This window comes from Pseudomonas sp. J380 (assembly GCF_009827115.1).
In the GTDB taxonomy this organism is placed as follows: Bacteria; Pseudomonadota; Gammaproteobacteria; order Pseudomonadales; family Pseudomonadaceae; genus Aquipseudomonas; species Aquipseudomonas paracarnis.
Map to the genome: position 1 here is coordinate 5,786,475 of NZ_CP043060.1, position 15,819 is coordinate 5,802,293.

Genomic DNA, 15,819 nt, shown 5'->3' on the forward strand with positions numbered 1-15,819 from the left:
GCGCATCGGTCTACCGCCCGAACTTGCCCGGCCAGCCGATGACCTTCTTCGGCCGCGGTGTCGCATAAGTTCTGACCTTCGAGGTCGACAACCCCAACCGCACCAACGACTCGGCCACCATCACCGCCGCCGTCACCCCGTCCACCACTGGCACCCCGGTGCGCTGGCGAATCTGCTCGTCCAGCCCGGCCATGCCGCCGCAGCCCAGGCAGATCACTTCGGCCTTGTCGTCGCGAATGGCCAGTTCCGCCTGGTGCACGATGGCTTCCATGGCGCCCAGCGGGTCTTCTTCCAGCTCCAGCACCGCCATGCCGCTGGCACGCACCGAAGCGCAACGCTGGTAGAGGCCGGCGAGTTTCAGCCGGTCTTCAATCAGCGGCACCGTGCGGTCCAGGGTGGTCACCACCGAGTAGGCGTGCCCCAGGAACATCGCGGTGCTGGCCGCCGCTTCGGTGATATCCACCACCGGCACGTTGAGCAATTCCTGCAACCCTTCACGGCCATGCTCGCCATAACCGGCCTGGATCACCGCATCAAAGGGCTGGTCGTAGGCCATTACCCGATCCATCACCGCGATGGCTGCCAGATAACTTTCAAAGTTGCCTTCCACCGATTCTGCGCCGAAGTACGGGGTGAGCCCGACAATCTCGGTGCCCGGTGAAGCCACGGCCCGTGCTTGCTGGGCAATGGTGTCGGTGATGGATTCGGTGGTGTTGACGTTGACCACGAGGATACGCATGGAAAGTCCTTGTTTAATGACTGACGTTATCGACGGCAATGCTTTCGCCGCTGACATCGGCGTAGTGCGGCTGACGCTTGGCAATCAGCAGGTACAGCAACCCGGCAATGCCGGCGCCAAACAACCAGGAAAACGGCGAGACGCTGGCAAACCCCGGCAACAGCGCCAGCAGGATGGCGATCACTGCCGCCGGAATGAACGCGGCCACCGCACGCATATTCACCCCGCGGCTGTAGTAATAAATGCCTTGGGGGTCTTCGCTGTACAACTGCGGTACATCCACCTGGCTTCTACGAATCAGCCAGTAATCGACCATGATCACCCCGTACAACGGCCCCAGCAGCGCGCCGAGGCCAGAGAGGAAATACACGATCACCAGTGGGCTGTTATAGAGGTTCCACGGCAGGATCAGCACGGCAACGAAGGCGCTGATCAACCCGGCGCGCCGGAAGTTCAGGTACTTGGGCGCCAGGTTGCTCAGTACAAAGGCCGGGGCGACGAAGTTGGCCATGATGTTCACCGCCACGGTGACGATCAGGAAGGCCAGGCAACCGAGCACGAGAAAGAAGGTGTTGGGGATCGCCGCGATGATTTCGGTCGGGCTTTCGATCACGCGGCCATTGAGCTGGAACTGCCCGCCGCACAGCAGCACGGTAATCGCGGCGAACACCAGGATATTGACCGGCAGGCCCCAGAAGTTCCCGACCTGGATGGTCTTGCGGCACGGCGATGAACGCGCGAAGTCGCAGAAATTGAGGATCAGGGTGCCGTAGATGGCCAGCCACAGCGCGCCGCCGGCAAAGATATTGCGCCACATCTCGCCGCCACTCAGGGGCTCGCGGATCGACCAGGCGATCTGCCCGTTCGCCTGGAAGTACATCCAGCCGGCCAGTGCGGCCACGGTCAGCAGTATCACCGGCCCGGCGAAGCCTTCATAGCGACGTACCATTTCCATGCCATAGGCGAGGATCACCAACTGCACCAGCCAGATCGCCACAAAACACGCCCAGCCTAGGGTCGACAGGCCGAGAATCGAGTCGTGGTCATAATCGGCAAAGCCTGGATGAATGGCCGTCAGCAGCACGCGGAAAACTACCGAGGCCAGGTAGGTCTGGATCCCAAACCAGGCAATCGCAATTACCGCCCGAATCAACGCCGGAATCTGCGCCCCGTGAATGCCAAAACTGATGCGGCTGATAACCGGAAACGGCACACCGGTCTTCTGCCCCATGTAGCCCGACAAGTTCATGAAGAAGTACACCAGTGCTGCGCCGATCCCCAGGGACAGCAATATTTGCCAGCCGCCCAGGCCCAGGGCATAGAGCCCAATGGCGAATGAATAGTTGGCGATGTTGTGCACGTCATTGGTCCACAGCGCAAAGATGCTATAGCGCCCCCAGCGTCGGCCTTCGACCTTGGTGGGCGCCAGGTCCTTGTTGTGCAGGCGCGGGCTGAGTACCAGCGGGCCGGGGCCTGTGGCTGCAGGATTCAGGGGGGAGGAGGGCAGATCCAGTGCGAGGGTGTTCGAGAGACTTGTACGCATTCCGGCAGGCTCCAGCGCATCTGCAGCAAAGCGGCGGATGGCAAAGTGTATGTAGGTTTTGTATTGATTGTATACAAAGCGCACTTCTGCCTAAGCCATATGCGTGCCAATTCTCGATATATGAAAATCTTGGCTAATTTCGTTTTTATATAGGTCGCGAATAACTTACTGAATTAAGGGCACTATAAGTTGACCGTTTGAACAGGTATTTAGTTTTTCATTAATTGCAGGGTTATTTATATGCAGCGCCATTGGCGCAGGGAGATGTTACGTTTTGGTGCGTTGTACATTAAGTTGCACACAAAAATGGCACCTATGGTTACAAGGTTGTGTACAGGTTTACCCGACCCCCAAAGCAAATATCGCTTTATGTAGGAGCGAGCTTGCTCGCGAAAAACGTCAACGATAACGCGGGCTTCCTGAATAAACGCGGCGTCCGTGAGTTTTTCGCGAGCAAGCTCGCTCCTACAGAGGCGGTGGCATCGGAGGCTCAAGCCTTGCTGATGATATTCCCCGCATGCAGCCCGCATTCCTTCTGCGTGGCTTCTTCCCACCACCAGCGGCCTTCGCGCTCATGCTGGCGGGGCAGTACCGGCCGGGTGCAGGGCTCGCAGCCGATGCTGATGAACCCGCGCTCATGCAGGCTGTTGTACGGCAGCTCCAGCATGCGGATGTAGCCCCAGACCTCTTCGCTGGTCATCTGCGCCAGCGGGTTGAACTTGTACAGGGTGCGTTCCGGTGTGGAGAACGCCGTGTCGATTTCCAGCGCCGCCACCTGGCTGCGAGTGCCGGGGCTCTGGTCGCGGCGCTGGCCGGTGGCCCAGGCGCTGACGCCTGCGAGTTTGCGGCGCAGCGGTTCGATCTTGCGGATGCCGCAGCATTCGCCATGGCCGTCCTTATAGAAGCTGAACAGGCCTTTTTCTTTGACGAAGGGCTCCAGCTTGCTCGGGTCTGGCGAGATCAGCTCGATGTCGATCTTGTAGAACTCACGCACCTGCTCGATAAACCGGTAGGTCTCCGGGTGCAGGCGGCCGGTGTCGAGGCTGAACACCTTGACGTTTTTGTTCAGCTTCCAGGCCATGTCCACAAGGACCACATCCTCGGCACCGCTGAAGGAAATCCACAAGTCATCGCCGAACTGGCTGAACGCCAGCTTGAGAATGTCCTGGGCAGACTTGTTGGCATAAGTCGTGGCGAGTTCAACGACGTCGAAGGCTTGGTTCATCAGGACGGTTCCTACAGGTCAGTGGCGCTGAGCGCTCTCTAGGAGGGCGATGGTATCAAAAACTGTCCCGCGTTGCGGCGGCGGGCTTGAGTCGCTAGAGTTCGGCAGTCCTTTTGCTCGCTCAACTAACAATATCTAACAGGAGTGTCGTGTGGAAATTGCCTGCCTTGACCTGGAAGGGGTACTGGTTCCGGAAATCTGGATCGCCTTTGCCGAGAAAACCGGCATTGGGTCCCTGCGGGCCACCACCCGTGACATCCCCGACTACGACGTGCTGATGCAACAGCGCCTGCGCATCCTCGACGAGCATGGGCTCAAGCTGGCCGATATTCAGGCCGTTATCGCCACGCTCAAACCGCTGGACGGCGCCATTGAGTTCGTCAATTGGCTGCGCGAGCGCTTCCAGGTGGTGATCCTGTCCGACACCTTCTATGAGTTCTCCCAGCCGCTGATGCGTCAGCTGGGTTTCCCGACCTTGCTTTGCCACCGCTTGATCACCGATGAAAACGATCGGGTGGTGAGCTACCAACTGCGCCAGAAAGACCCCAAGCGCCAATCGGTGCTGGCATTCAAGACGCTCTACTACCGCGTGATCGCTGCCGGTGATTCCTACAACGACACCAGCATGCTGGGTGAAGCTGACCGTGGGATTCTGTTCCATGCGCCGGACAATGTGATTCGCGAATTCCCGCAGTTCCCGGCGGTGCATACGTTTGAAGACCTGAAGAAAGAGTTTATCAAGGCGTCGAATCGGCAGTTGAGCCTGTAAATTATGCGGCGCGGCTGATTGCCCCATCGCAGGCAAGCCAGCTCCCACCTTTGACCATGTAACGTCAAACGACGCGGTCAACTGTGGGAGTCGGGCTTGCCTGCGATGGCGTCGGCGCCGTCACACCTTACCCTCGGCCAGCAAGCGCTCATAAGGAATACGCAAGCCTTCATGCAGACGCTTGATCATCGACAGGCTCAGCTTGCGCTTGTGGTTCAGCACCTCTGACACCCGCCCACTGGTGCCGATAAACGGCTCCAGATCGCGGGCGGTCATGCCCAATTGCTCCATGCGAAACTTGATAGCCTCTACCGGATCCGAAGGGGGCATGGGGTAATGCTCGGCTTCGTACTTCTCGATGAGGACTGCCAGGATTTCCAGCTCATCACCTTCAGGCGAGCCGGGTGGTGCTCCCCATACCTGCTCGACTCGTACGAGTGCCGCAGTCAGGTCTTCCTGGGAGTGAATAGGTTTGATGTTCATCACGCAGTCTCCGCGTTGATCTGGTCGTACTGAGCGTGGGTCCCCACGAACCGTATAAACCCTAGTTGTCGCTGGTAGTCGATCGCCATGATCACTCGATACTTGTTGCCGCCAACGTTGAACACGACCCTGCCACCCTTAAGAATGCTCGCTGTTCTGAGTTCGGCCTTGAGTGCTTGCGGTGTTGGATAATTGGCCTTTTCCATGTGCCGATACAACTCGACCAGCGGTGTTCTGGCGTCGCTATAAGCTGAATGGCTTTCCCAGAATATTCGTAGGGTAGATAGAGCGATTATCCGCATCGCTTCAACCTCCCGTTTTGGGAGATCATAGGTGCGATTGCGTGGTTAGGCAATCTCGGAAATATTTCCAGACGAGGAGGTAGTCGCTTCATGTGATCCTTCACAGGTGGCGGTGGACGGTCGATCCGGACGCTATCTGCAAGCGTCTATTCCGTCCACAGCGGTTCTGATTCAGGCTTTTTCTATCGCATGGCGTTCTACTCGAACGCTAGGCAGGGGCTGTGCCCTACAGGTTTTCCAACGTTTGTAACAACACCCGCACCTTCGTCAGCGACTCCTGATACTCCGCCTGCCACTGCGAATCCGCCACAATCCCGCCGCCACCCCAGCAACACACCTGCCCATCCTTGACCAGCAAGCTGCGAATCGCGATGGAGCTGTCCATTTCGCCGCGCACGTCCAGGTACACCAGCGAGCCGCAATACAACCCGCGGCGGGTGGGCTCCAGCTCATCGATGATCTGCATGGCGCGAATCTTTGGCGCGCCGGTAATGGAGCCGCCAGGGAAGCTGCCGGCTATCAGGTCGAGGGCGTCTTTGTCGTCGGCCAATATGCCAGTGACACTGCTCACCAGGTGGTGCACGTTGGGGTAGCTTTCCAGGCTGAACAGCTCCGGCACTTTCACTGAGCCGATTCGGCAACTGCGGCCGAGGTCGTTGCGCAGCAGGTCAACGATCATCAGGTTTTCTGCGCGGTCCTTGGGGCTGGCGAGCAGCTCAGCGGCGTTGGCAGCGTCCTCTTCCGGTGTCAAACCGCGAGGGCGGGTGCCCTTGATCGGGCGGGTTTCGACCTGGCCTTCGCTGATGCGCACGAAGCGCTCCGGCGACAGGCTCAGCACCGCGCCGTCATCGGGCAAACTCTGGAACCCGGAAAACGGCGTCGGGCAGGCTTCGCGCAGCGCGCAGTAGGCTGCCCATGGATCGCCGATGCACGGCGCACGAAAGCGTTGGGCAAAGTTGACCTGGTAGCAGTCGCCGGCCTGGATGTAATCCTGGATACGCAGGATGGCCTGCTGGTACGCATCCACGCTGAGGTCCGGCGCCATGGTGCCCTGGAGCTTGAAGGTGGTGGGGGTGTCACCTGTTGCATGACTGAACAGGGCGATCAGACGTTGCCGCTCGCTATCGGCCAACACCGGGTGAAACACCAGTTGGCTGGTGTGCGCCAGGTGATCGCTGACCAGTGCCCAGGCATACAGCCCCAGGCGCGCATCCGGCAGATGCAGGTCGTCCACGGCCAGGCGCGAGACCTGTTCCAAGTGCCGGCCGAAGTCATAGCTCAAGTAACCGATCAAACCGCCGGCAAATGGCAATTCAACGCCAGCAGGCAGGGCCGCCTCACCCAACTGCGCCAGGTTCTCGCGCAGGCGTTGCAGGAAATCGCTGCCGCGTTCATCCGGCCCAACCGTCAAGGTCGCTTCGGGCCAGGCGCTGAGCAGGTCATAACGCCCCCGCTCGGCAGCCGGGCGGCCGCTGTCGAGCAGCACCGCGCCAGGCGCATGGCGAATAGCCGCAAAGTACTCGGCGGGGTTGGCCCGGTACGGTAAGGGGTAAACGGAGCAGGTCGACATGCGAGGGTGAATCAGCCAGTGGCGGGGGGGAGGGGATTGTAGTCCTCTGTAGGACTTGCTCCTAGAGGGGATGTCGGTGATAGCTCGATAGAGGGTATAGGCTGAGGGGCAACTGGCTTGTCAGAAAGCTATCGCAGGCAAGCCAGCTCCCACCTATTGAGCCCGGGCTTGCCTGCGATGCGCTGCTTAGCCTTCAACCGGCGGAATATGCCCGAACATCTCCTGCACGAACTTCACCCGTTCCTCGGGGGTTTCTGTCACCCCGGCTGCCTTGAGCTCTTCAAGCCGTGCCTCCACCGCATGGGTGCGCAAAGTCAGGCCGCAATCGTTGGCAATCTGGATGTTCAGCCCAGGCCGAGCGTTCAGCTCAAGGATCAATGGGCCTTTTTCCTGGTCCAGCACCATGTCCACGCCGATATAACCCAGCCCGCACAGCTCATAGCAGCCGGCGGCGAGCTTCATGAAACCGTCCCAGTTGGGCAGTTGCACGCCATCCACCGCGTTGGTGGTGTCGGGGTGCTTGGTGATGATGTTGTTCAGCCAGGTGCCGCGCAGGGTCAGGCCGGTGGCCAGGTCTACACCCACGCCGATCGCGCCCTGGTGCAGGTTGGCCTTGCCGCCGGACTGGCGGGTGGGCAAGCGCAGCATCGCCATCACCGGGTAGCCCATCAGCACGATGATGCGGATGTCCGGCACGCCTTCATAGCTGATGCTTTTGAAGATCTGGTCGGGCACCACGCGGTACTCGATCAACGCGCGGTCGCGGTGGCCGCCGAGGGAATACAGGCCGGTGAGGATGCTGGAAATCTGGTGCTCGATCTCCTCATGGCTGATGATTTTTCCGGACACCGTGCGGTAGCGCCCTTCAAACCGGTCGGCCACCACCAGGATGCCGTCGCCGCCAGCACCCTGGGCGGGCTTGATCACGAAGTCGCTGCGCCCACCGATGATCTCGTCGAGCTTGTCGATCTCCTTTTCGGTGGAGATCACCCCGTACATTTCCGGCACGTGGATGCCGGCCGCCAGGGCCCGTTCCTTGGTGATGATCTTGTCATCAACGATGGGGTACAGGCTGCGCTTGTTGTACTTGAGCACGTAGTCGGCATTACGCCGGTTAATGCCCATGATCCCCCGCGCTTCCAGGGCCTTCCAGGTCTTCCAGAAGCCGAACATCAAGAGTCAGCCTTCAGGAACGCCTTGAAACGCACCAGCTCGGTGAGGCGATAGCCGCGGTAGCGACCCATGGCCAGCATGAAGCCCACCAGGATCAACAGGATCGCCGGGAAGGTGAACACGAAGTAGACCAACTCCGGCACGCTCATGATCAGGTGCGCCAGGGACGCAGCGAACAGCGTGCCAATCGCCACTTTCAGCGCATGGTTGGCGCCACGCTCCTCCCAGGTGATCGAGAGGCGTTCGATGGTCATGGTCAGGATCACCATCGGGAACAGCGCCACCGACAAGCCGCGTTCCAGCCCGAGCTTGTGGCTGAACAGGCTGATGGCGGCAATCAGCACCACCACGAAGGTCAGCACCACCGACAGCCTCGGCAGCATCTGCAGTTTAAGGTGTTCAAGGTACGACCGGAGCGACAGGCCCAGTGCCGTGATGATCGTGAACAGCACAATCCCGAAGCCCAACTGGGTCTCGCGGAATGCCAGGGCGATCAGTACGGGGGTGAAGGTGCCCAGGGTCTGCAGGCCGATGAGGTTGCGCAGGATCAAGATCACCAGCACGCCTATCGGGATCATCACCATGATCATGAAGGTCTGCTGGGTTTGCAGCGGCAGGCCGTACAGCGAGTATTCGAGGAAGTTGGCGTCGGTGTTTTCGTCCGTCAGCTTGGCCAGGCGGATGGCGTTCATCTCGCTGTTGTTCAGGCTGAAGGTCACCATGGCTTTCTTGCCGCCATCGACGGTGATCAGGTTTTCATCGCCGGTCCACCACAGCAGGCGGTCGGCGGGCAGGCCCTGTTCGCCAGTCTCCGGGTTGAAGTACAGCCAGTCGTTGCCGTTGAAACTGCGCAGCCACAGTTCCGGGGTTTGCGGCTGGTCGGCCACCAGGCGGATGGTGTGGACTTTCTCTACCGGCACGTGGGCGATGGACAGCAGCAGTTCGACGATCTTGGCTTTGTGCGGTGTCGAGGGGTCGCCGGCCAGCAGCAACTTCACATTGTCGTCGTTGAGGTTGTTGGTGCGCTTGATGGCTTCACTGATAAAGGTCTCGACGTCGGCCGAGTGCTGGCGGATCGGGGCCAGCAAGGCTTCGGCGGCGATCTTCTCGGGGCCTTCCACGGCGATGCTGTCGCGGAAGGTCGGGCCTTTGATCTTGACCTTTTCGCCGCTGTAGCGCTTGGTCAGCACCAGGCGGTAATAGAGGGTCTGGTTGCCCTTGGCCCGACGCGCCGACCAGGTGACCTTGCGGTTGCCGTCGATGCGGTTGACGCTCACCCCGTAGTTGTTCGAGATAAAGCTCTCATTGAGGCTGACGAAGTCGCGGCTCAAGGGCGGCACGAACATCTGGATCTTGACCGGGTCTTTCGGATTGGCGACGAACTCGACCTTGGCGTCGATGTTCCACAAGTCGTCGGTGGCATCTTCGGTGACGGGAATTCCCAGCACGAAGATCTGATAGGCGGTGACCGAAATGCCCAGCACCACCAGCAAGGTGATCAGGATTTTCAGGTGCAGGGTCAAAGAGCGCATTCGGTTTACTCGGCGGTATTAAGCGTCGGCGGCGCAGGCGGGTTTGCCTGCTGCATATTTAAGACTGGGGTCGACCAGCGCATCAAAGCGTTTCAAGGCTTCGGAGCCAATCAGCAGCGGGTATTGGAATGCGCTGCGGTCAGTCAAGTTCACTTCGATGCTGCGTAAAGCACTGCCCATGCAGATATCCAGCGCAATCACTGGGCGGGCGGTGTAGTTCTTGTCCTCATCGGGGTCGTAGTCGCCGGCGCGGCGCTTGATCTTGCTGACACGCGCCAGGGGCAGTTCGATGGGGTGGGAATGGGCGGTGTCGATGGCCAGGTAGAAGCGTACCCAGGATTCGCCATTGCGCTTGAAGCGCTTGATATCGCGGGCACTCAACGAGGCGGTCTTGGCGCCGGTGTCGAGTTTGGCCGCCACTTCCAGGTCGATACCCGCAAGCTTGGCGTATTCATTCAGGCCGTACACGGTCTTCTCGGCGCCAGCGCCAAGGCTCGGTATGCACAGCAGGCACATCACTAGTAGGTAAGGCTTGAGTCTCATAAATCCTGAGGCAGGGCAGTGCACTGTTCATTTCATGGGGACTGGCATTGCTGCGCAATCTCGGGTGCGCCCTTTCATCATTTGATGTCAGGCAAAAGCGGCGGGCATTCTAACATGATGCTTTTTTGGCGCCAGCGCTGGCAGGCGGCCATGCCTTGGCAAGCGAATGAGGGGGTTATTAGACGATTGTCGACAATGTGTATTTATTCTTTGACTGTGAGAGGCTTATTGGCTAGTTTTTGCGGCATTGATTTTAAAGGTGTCGACAATATGCTGGGGCAACTGGAAAAACCATCGGTAGTACCAGACGATTCCCAGACCATGTCGGAGAACGTCTTCCGGCGTATCCAGGCCGCCATCGTCAAAGGCGAAATCGCCCCCGGCAGCAAGATTTCCGAGCCGGAGCTGGCGCGCACCTACGGCATCAGTCGCGGCCCGCTGCGCGAAGCGATCCATCGCCTGGAAGGTCAGCGCCTGCTGGTGCGGGTGCCTCATGTCGGCGCACGCGTGGTGTCTTTGAGTCATGCCGAGCTGGTCGAACTGTATGAGATTCGCGAGTCCCTGGAAGGCATGGCCTGTCGCCTGGCCGCCGAGCGCATGACTGACGCAGAGATCGAGGAGCTTCGCCAGGTGTTGCACACCCACGAACGGGATGCGGCGTTCCAGGCCGGTGTCGGCTATTACCAGCAGGAAGGCGACTTCGATTTTCACTACCGCATCATTCAAGGTGCCGGTAACCGCACCCTCACCCAAATGCTCTGCGGCGAGCTGTATCAACTGGTGCGCATGTACCGCATCCAGTTCTCCGCCACCCCCAATCGTCCACGCCAGGCCTTTGCCGAGCATCACCGCATTCTGGACGCGATTGCCGATCGCGACGGTGAACTGGCCGAACTGTTGATGCGCCGGCATATCGGCGCCTCCAAACGCAACATTGCCCGTCACTTCCCGGACGGTGCGCCTTCATCACGAGGTGAGTCATGAGTTCCAACAACAACAGCACTCCCGGCCAGCGTTTCCGTGACGCCGTCGCCAGTGAACAGCCCTTGCAAGTGGTGGGCGCCATCAACGCCAACCATGCGCTGTTGGCCAAGCGCGCCGGCTTCAAGGCGATTTATCTGTCAGGTGGCGGTGTAGCCGCCGGCTCCCTCGGCGTGCCGGACCTGGGTATCACCGGCCTGGATGACGTGCTCACCGACGTGCGCCGCATTACCGACGTGTGCGACCTGCCGCTGCTGGTGGACGTGGACACCGGTTTCGGCTCCTCGGCGTTCAACGTGGCGCGTACCGTCAAGTCGATGATCAAGTTCGGCGCCGCCGCCATCCATATCGAAGACCAGGTGGGCGCCAAGCGCTGCGGTCATCGCCCCAACAAAGAAATCGTGTCCCAGCAGGAAATGGTCGACCGCATCAAGGCCGCCGTGGATGCGCGCACCGATGACAGCTTCGTGATCATGGCGCGTACCGACGCCCTGGCAGTCGAGGGCCTGGAGTCCGCCCTGGAGCGTGCAGCCGCGTGCATCGAGGCCGGTGCCGACATGGTATTCCCGGAAGCCATCACTGAACTGGAGATGTACAAGCTGTTCGCCTCCCGCGTGAAGGCGCCGATCCTGGCGAACATCACCGAGTTCGGCGCGACACCGCTGTACACCACCGAACAGTTGAAATCTGCGGATGTTTCCATTGTGCTGTACCCGCTCTCGGCCTTCCGTGCCATGAACAAGGCCGCCGAGAATGTCTACACCGCGATTCGTCGCGACGGTACCCAGCAGAACGTGATCGACACCATGCAAACGCGCATGGAGCTTTACGATCGCATCGACTACCACACCTTCGAGCAGAAGCTCGACGCGCTGTTCGCCGCGAAAAAGTAATTGCACTGTAGGAGCGAGCTTGCTCGCGAAGATCGCCAACGATAACGCGAGAAACCTGGAGAAACGCGATGCCCTTGCGTTTTTCGCGAGCAAGCTCGCTCCTACAGGGTGTGAGCTGGACGGCTCCCTGAATAATTACAAAATTGGAGAAGAACCATGGCTGAAGCAAAAGTATTGAGTGGTGCTGGCCTGCGTGGCCAGGTCGCCGGGCAGACTGCACTGTCCACCGTGGGCCAGGCCGGCGCCGGCCTGACCTACCGTGGCTACGACGTACGCGAACTGGCCGCTGACGCCCAGTTTGAAGAAGTCGCCTACCTGCTGCTGTACGGTGAATTGCCAACCCAGGCAGAACTGGCCGCGTACAGCGACAAGCTGAGCAAACTGCGTGACTTGCCCCAGGCCCTGAAAGAAGTGCTCGAACGCATCCCCGCCGACGCCCACCCGATGGACGTGATGCGCACCGGGTGCTCGTTCCTGGGCAATATCGAGCCGGAGAAAGACTTCAGCGTGCAGCGCGATGTCACCGACCGCCTGCTCGCCGCGTTCCCGGCGATCATGTGCTACTGGTATCGCTTCAGCCACGACGGCCAGCGCATCGATTGCGTGACCGACGAGCCGAGCATCGGTGGCCACTTCCTGCACCTGCTGCATGGCAAGAAGCCGAGCGAGTTGCACGTCAAAGTGATGAACGTGTCACTGATCCTCTACGCCGAACACGAATTCAACGCTTCGACCTTCACCGCACGGGTGTGTGCATCGACATTGTCCGACCTGTATTCCTGCGTCACCGCTGCCATCGGCTCCCTGCGCGGCCCGCTGCATGGCGGTGCCAACGAAGCAGCGATGGAAATGATCGAGCGTTTCTCCTCGGCCCAGGAAGCGGTTGAAGGCACCCTTGGCATGTTGGCGCGCAAAGACAAGATCATGGGCTTTGGCCACGCGATCTATAAAGACAGCGATCCGCGCAATGAGGTGATCAAGGGCTGGTCGAAAAAACTCGCTGACGAAGTGGGCGACACCGTGTTGTTCCCGGTCTCCGAAGCCATCGACAAGACCATGTGGGAACAGAAGAAGCTGTTTCCCAACGCCGATTTCTACCATGCCTCGGCGTACCACTTCATGGGCATCCCGACCAAGTTGTTCACGCCGATCTTCGTATGCTCGCGCCTGACCGGCTGGGCTGCGCATGTGTTCGAGCAGCGCGCCAACAACCGCATCATCCGTCCAAGCGCCGAGTACACCGGCGTTGAGCAGCGCAAGTTCGTGCCAATCGAACGTCGCTGAATGGGATGGGCTGTGCCCGCTGGCTAATGTGCTTGTTTGTGGGAGCTGGCTTGCCTGCGATGGCATCACTGTGGTGTGACAGGTACACCGAGGTGATGCTATCGCAGGCAAGCCAGCTCCCACAGGAAACAAAGCCAGTGTCGACAGCTCACCTTTCGAACTTACCGTGACCGAGTCCTGACGATGAACACTGAATTTCGCAAACCACTCCCCGGCAGCCGCCTGGATTTCTTCGACGCCCGTGCGGCTGTCGAGGCAATCACCCCCGGCGCCTACGCCACGCTGCCCTACACCTCGCGCGTGCTCGCCGAGAACCTGGTGCGCCGTTGCGACTCGGCCACCCTCGACGCGTCCCTGAGCCAACTGATCGAGCGCAAGCGCGACCTCGACTTCCCGTGGTTCCCGGCCCGCGTGGTGTGCCATGACATCCTCGGCCAGACCGCTCTTGTCGACCTCGCCGGCCTGCGCGATGCCATCGCCCAGCAAGGCGGCGACCCGGCGCAGGTCAACCCGGTGGTGCCCACCCAACTGATCGTCGACCACTCCCTGGCCGTCGAGGCCGGTGGCTTTGACCCGCAAGCCTTCGAAAAAAACCGCGCCATTGAAGACCGTCGCAACGAAGACCGCTTCCACTTTATCGAGTGGACCAAAAAGGCCTTCAAGAACGTCGATGTGATCCCACCGGGCAACGGCATCATGCACCAGATCAATCTGGAGAAAATGTCCCCGGTGATTCAAGTGCGTGACGGCGTGGCCTTCCCGGATACCTGTGTCGGCACCGACAGCCATACACCTCACGTAGACGCCCTGGGTGTGATCGCCATCGGCGTCGGTGGCCTGGAAGCCGAGAGCGTGATGCTCGGCCGTGCGTCGTGGATGCGCCTGCCGGAAAGCGTTGGCGTGGAATTGACCGGCAAGCTGCAACCGGGCATCACCGCCACCGATATGGTGCTGGCGCTCACCGAATTCCTGCGCCAGCAAAAGGTGGTCGGCGCCTGGATGGAGTTCTTCGGCGAAGGGGCTTCGGCACTGACCTTGGGTGACCGTGCCACCATCTCCAACATGGCCCCGGAGTACGGCGCCACCGCCGCGATGTTCTACATCGACGCGCAAACCATCGCTTACCTCAAACTCACCGGTCGCGAAGACGAACAGGTCGCTCTGGTCGAGCAATACGCACGTCACACCGGCCTGTGGGCCGACGATCTGAAAGGCGCGCAATACGAGCGCAGCCTGAGCTTCGACCTCTCCAGCGTCGTGCGCAACATGGCCGGCCCGAGCAACCCCCATGCCCGTCTGGCCACCCGTGACCTGGCGTCAAAAGGCATTGCCGGCCAATGGGATGACGTGCCGGGGCAAATGCCCGACGGCGCGGTGATCATCGCCGCCATCACCAGTTGCACCAACACCAGCAACCCACGCAACGTGATCGCCGCCGGCCTGTTGGCACGTAACGCCAACAAGCTGGGGCTGACTCGCAAGCCGTGGGTCAAGTCGTCCCTGGCGCCGGGCTCGAAAACCGTGGCCATGTACCTGGAAGAAGCGGGACTTGGCCATGAGCTGGAAAAACTCGGCTTCGGCGTGGTGGCCTTTGCCTGCACCACCTGCAACGGCATGTCGGGCGCGCTCGACCCGGTGATCCAGCAAGAGATCATCGACCGCGACCTGTACGCCACCGCAGTGTTGTCGGGTAACCGCAACTTTGACGGGCGCATTCACCCTTACGCCAAGCAAGCCTTCCTGGCGTCGCCGCCGCTGGTGGTGGCCTATGCGATTGCCGGTACCATCCGTTTCGACATCGAGAAGGACGTGCTCGGCCTGGACGCCGACGGCAAGGAAATCCGCCTGCAGGACATCTGGCCGAGCGATGAAGAGATCGACGCGGTGGTCAAGGCTTCGGTAAAACCCGAGCAATTCCGTGCGGTGTATATCCCGATGTTCGCCATTCACGAAGACACCGGGCCCAAGGTCACGCCGCTGTACGACTGGCGCCCACAAAGCACCTATATCCGCCGCCCGCCGTACTGGGAAGGCGCGCTGGCCGGCGCACGACCGCTCAAGGGCATGCGCCCGCTGGCGGTGCTGCCGGACAACATCACCACCGACCACTTGTCGCCGTCCAACGCGATCATGCTGGACAGCGCCGCCGGTGAATACCTGGCGAAAATGGGCTTGCCCGAGGTCGACTTCAACTCCTACGCCACCCACAGGGGTGACCATCTGACGGCGCAGCGCGCCACCTTCGCCAACCCGAAACTGTTCAACGAAATGGTGCAGGAAAACGGCAAGGTCAAGCAGGGCTCTCTTGCGCGTATCGAGCCGGAAGGCAAAGTCACGCGGATGTGGGAAGCCATCGAGACTTACATGGAGCGCAAGCAACCGCTGATCATCATCGCCGGCGCCGACTATGGCCAGGGCTCGTCCCGTGACTGGGCGGCCAAGGGCGTACGCCTGGCCGGTGTGGAAGCGATTGCCGCCGAAGGCTTCGAGCGCATCCACCGCACCAACCTGGTGGGCATGGGCGTGCTGCCCCTGGAATTCCTGCCAGGCACCGACCGCCACACCCTCAAGATCGACGGCAGTGAAACCTATGATGTGGTCGGCGAGCGCACCCCGCGTGCGCAACTGACCCTGGTGATCAACCGCAAGAATGGCGAACGTGTCGAGGTGCCAGTGACCTGCCGCCTGGACACCGCCGAAGAAGTGTCGATCTACGAGGCCGGTGGCGTGTTGCAACGTTTCGCCCAGGACTTCCTGGAATCAAAGGCGACCGCCTGAAGAG

At 60.5% G+C, this 15,819-nt stretch carries 14 protein-coding genes; 5 read left to right on the top strand and 9 right to left on the bottom strand.

The window, feature by feature from the left end:
• Nucleotides 1-10: 10 nt before the first annotated feature.
• The 3 genes from FXO12_RS26500 to FXO12_RS26510 form a co-directional block, all read right to left on the bottom strand.
• A complete protein-coding gene (locus FXO12_RS26500; protein WP_034126767.1) occupies nucleotides 11-739 on the bottom strand; it encodes an aspartate/glutamate racemase family protein in 729 nt (242 codons plus the stop codon).
• 13 nt (nucleotides 740-752) lie between these two features.
• Complete coding sequence (locus FXO12_RS26505) at nucleotides 753-2,282, bottom strand: NCS1 family nucleobase:cation symporter-1 (protein ID WP_057976279.1); 1,530 nt, start codon at nucleotides 2,280-2,282, stop codon at nucleotides 753-755.
• A gap of 490 nt (nucleotides 2,283-2,772) precedes the next feature.
• Complete coding sequence (locus FXO12_RS26510) at nucleotides 2,773-3,507, bottom strand: phosphoadenylyl-sulfate reductase (RefSeq protein ID WP_014719506.1); 735 nt, start codon at nucleotides 3,505-3,507, stop codon at nucleotides 2,773-2,775.
• Between the two features lie 151 nt (nucleotides 3,508-3,658).
• Between FXO12_RS26510 and thrH the strand changes: the two genes are divergently transcribed.
• Nucleotides 3,659-4,276 (top strand): bifunctional phosphoserine phosphatase/homoserine phosphotransferase ThrH, encoded by a 618-nt coding sequence (thrH, locus tag FXO12_RS26515; protein ID WP_057976277.1) that lies wholly within the window; start codon nucleotides 3,659-3,661, stop codon nucleotides 4,274-4,276.
• 120 nt (nucleotides 4,277-4,396) lie between these two features.
• Here thrH and FXO12_RS26520 read toward each other — a convergent pair whose 3' ends face one another.
• The 6 genes from FXO12_RS26520 to FXO12_RS26545 form a co-directional block, all read right to left on the bottom strand.
• Complete coding sequence (locus FXO12_RS26520; protein ID WP_034128345.1) at nucleotides 4,397-4,759, bottom strand: type II toxin-antitoxin system HigA family antitoxin; 363 nt, start codon at nucleotides 4,757-4,759, stop codon at nucleotides 4,397-4,399.
• Nucleotides 4,759-5,061, bottom strand: a complete 303-nt coding sequence (locus tag FXO12_RS26525) for a type II toxin-antitoxin system HigB family toxin (RefSeq protein ID WP_034128346.1) — start codon at nucleotides 5,059-5,061, stop codon at nucleotides 4,759-4,761. The genes FXO12_RS26520 and FXO12_RS26525 overlap by 1 nt, the downstream gene beginning before the upstream one ends.
• A 226-nt stretch (nucleotides 5,062-5,287) precedes the next feature.
• Nucleotides 5,288-6,631: an aminodeoxychorismate synthase component I gene (pabB, locus tag FXO12_RS26530; RefSeq protein ID WP_057976275.1), complete on the bottom strand. Its 1,344-nt coding sequence runs from the start codon at nucleotides 6,629-6,631 to the stop codon at nucleotides 5,288-5,290.
• Between the two features lie 186 nt (nucleotides 6,632-6,817).
• Entirely contained in the window at nucleotides 6,818-7,804 is a 987-nt protein-coding gene (locus tag FXO12_RS26535) for an alpha-L-glutamate ligase-like protein (RefSeq protein WP_003193326.1), read from the bottom strand.
• Complete coding sequence (locus FXO12_RS26540; protein WP_003193324.1) at nucleotides 7,804-9,336, bottom strand: inactive transglutaminase family protein; 1,533 nt, start codon at nucleotides 9,334-9,336, stop codon at nucleotides 7,804-7,806. The genes FXO12_RS26535 and FXO12_RS26540 overlap by 1 nt, the downstream gene beginning before the upstream one ends.
• An 18-nt stretch (nucleotides 9,337-9,354) precedes the next feature.
• A complete protein-coding gene (locus FXO12_RS26545; RefSeq protein WP_014719501.1) occupies nucleotides 9,355-9,879 on the bottom strand; it encodes an ATP-dependent zinc protease in 525 nt (174 codons plus the stop codon).
• A 270-nt stretch (nucleotides 9,880-10,149) separates the two neighbouring features.
• On the opposite strand from FXO12_RS26545, the gene FXO12_RS26550 reads away from it, so the two are divergent.
• The 4 genes from FXO12_RS26550 to acnD all read left to right on the top strand — a co-directional run bounded on the left by FXO12_RS26550 (nucleotide 10,150) and on the right by acnD (nucleotide 15,815).
• Nucleotides 10,150-10,863 carry a GntR family transcriptional regulator gene (locus FXO12_RS26550; RefSeq protein ID WP_057976273.1) on the top strand — a complete coding sequence of 238 codons (714 nt, stop codon included), beginning with the start codon at nucleotides 10,150-10,152 and terminating at the stop codon, nucleotides 10,861-10,863.
• On the top strand, nucleotides 10,860-11,753 hold the full coding sequence (gene prpB, locus FXO12_RS26555; RefSeq protein WP_003193320.1) for a methylisocitrate lyase: 894 nt from the start codon (nucleotides 10,860-10,862) through the stop codon (nucleotides 11,751-11,753). Before FXO12_RS26550 ends, prpB begins: the two co-directional genes overlap by 4 nt.
• Before the next feature lie 156 nt (nucleotides 11,754-11,909).
• On the top strand, nucleotides 11,910-13,037 hold the full coding sequence (prpC, locus tag FXO12_RS26560; RefSeq protein WP_054920630.1) for a 2-methylcitrate synthase: 1,128 nt from the start codon (nucleotides 11,910-11,912) through the stop codon (nucleotides 13,035-13,037).
• A gap of 183 nt (nucleotides 13,038-13,220) precedes the next feature.
• Nucleotides 13,221-15,815 carry a Fe/S-dependent 2-methylisocitrate dehydratase AcnD gene (gene acnD, locus FXO12_RS26565; protein ID WP_057976272.1) on the top strand — a complete coding sequence of 865 codons (2,595 nt, stop codon included), beginning with the start codon at nucleotides 13,221-13,223 and terminating at the stop codon, nucleotides 15,813-15,815.
• Nucleotides 15,816-15,819 lie beyond the last annotated feature (4 nt).

Coding starts and splice junctions, on each gene's coding strand:
- FXO12_RS26500 (WP_034126767.1), bottom strand. CDS start 739: ATGCGTATCCTCGTGGTCAACGTCAACACCACCGAATCCATCACCGAC.
- FXO12_RS26505 (WP_057976279.1), bottom strand. CDS start 2,282: ATGCGTACAAGTCTCTCGAACACCCTCGCACTGGATCTGCCCTCCTCC.
- FXO12_RS26510 (WP_014719506.1), bottom strand. CDS start 3,507: ATGAACCAAGCCTTCGACGTCGTTGAACTCGCCACGACTTATGCCAAC.
- FXO12_RS26520 (WP_034128345.1), bottom strand. CDS start 4,759: ATGAACATCAAACCTATTCACTCCCAGGAAGACCTGACTGCGGCACTC.
- FXO12_RS26525 (WP_034128346.1), bottom strand. CDS start 5,061: ATGCGGATAATCGCTCTATCTACCCTACGAATATTCTGGGAAAGCCAT.
- pabB (WP_057976275.1), bottom strand. CDS start 6,631: ATGTCGACCTGCTCCGTTTACCCCTTACCGTACCGGGCCAACCCCGCC.
- FXO12_RS26535 (WP_003193326.1), bottom strand. CDS start 7,804: ATGTTCGGCTTCTGGAAGACCTGGAAGGCCCTGGAAGCGCGGGGGATC.
- FXO12_RS26540 (WP_003193324.1), bottom strand. CDS start 9,336: ATGCGCTCTTTGACCCTGCACCTGAAAATCCTGATCACCTTGCTGGTG.
- FXO12_RS26545 (WP_014719501.1), bottom strand. CDS start 9,879: ATGAGACTCAAGCCTTACCTACTAGTGATGTGCCTGCTGTGCATACCG.
- FXO12_RS26550 (WP_057976273.1), top strand. CDS start 10,150: ATGCTGGGGCAACTGGAAAAACCATCGGTAGTACCAGACGATTCCCAG.
- prpB (WP_003193320.1), top strand. CDS start 10,860: ATGAGTTCCAACAACAACAGCACTCCCGGCCAGCGTTTCCGTGACGCC.
- prpC (WP_054920630.1), top strand. CDS start 11,910: ATGGCTGAAGCAAAAGTATTGAGTGGTGCTGGCCTGCGTGGCCAGGTC.
- acnD (WP_057976272.1), top strand. CDS start 13,221: ATGAACACTGAATTTCGCAAACCACTCCCCGGCAGCCGCCTGGATTTC.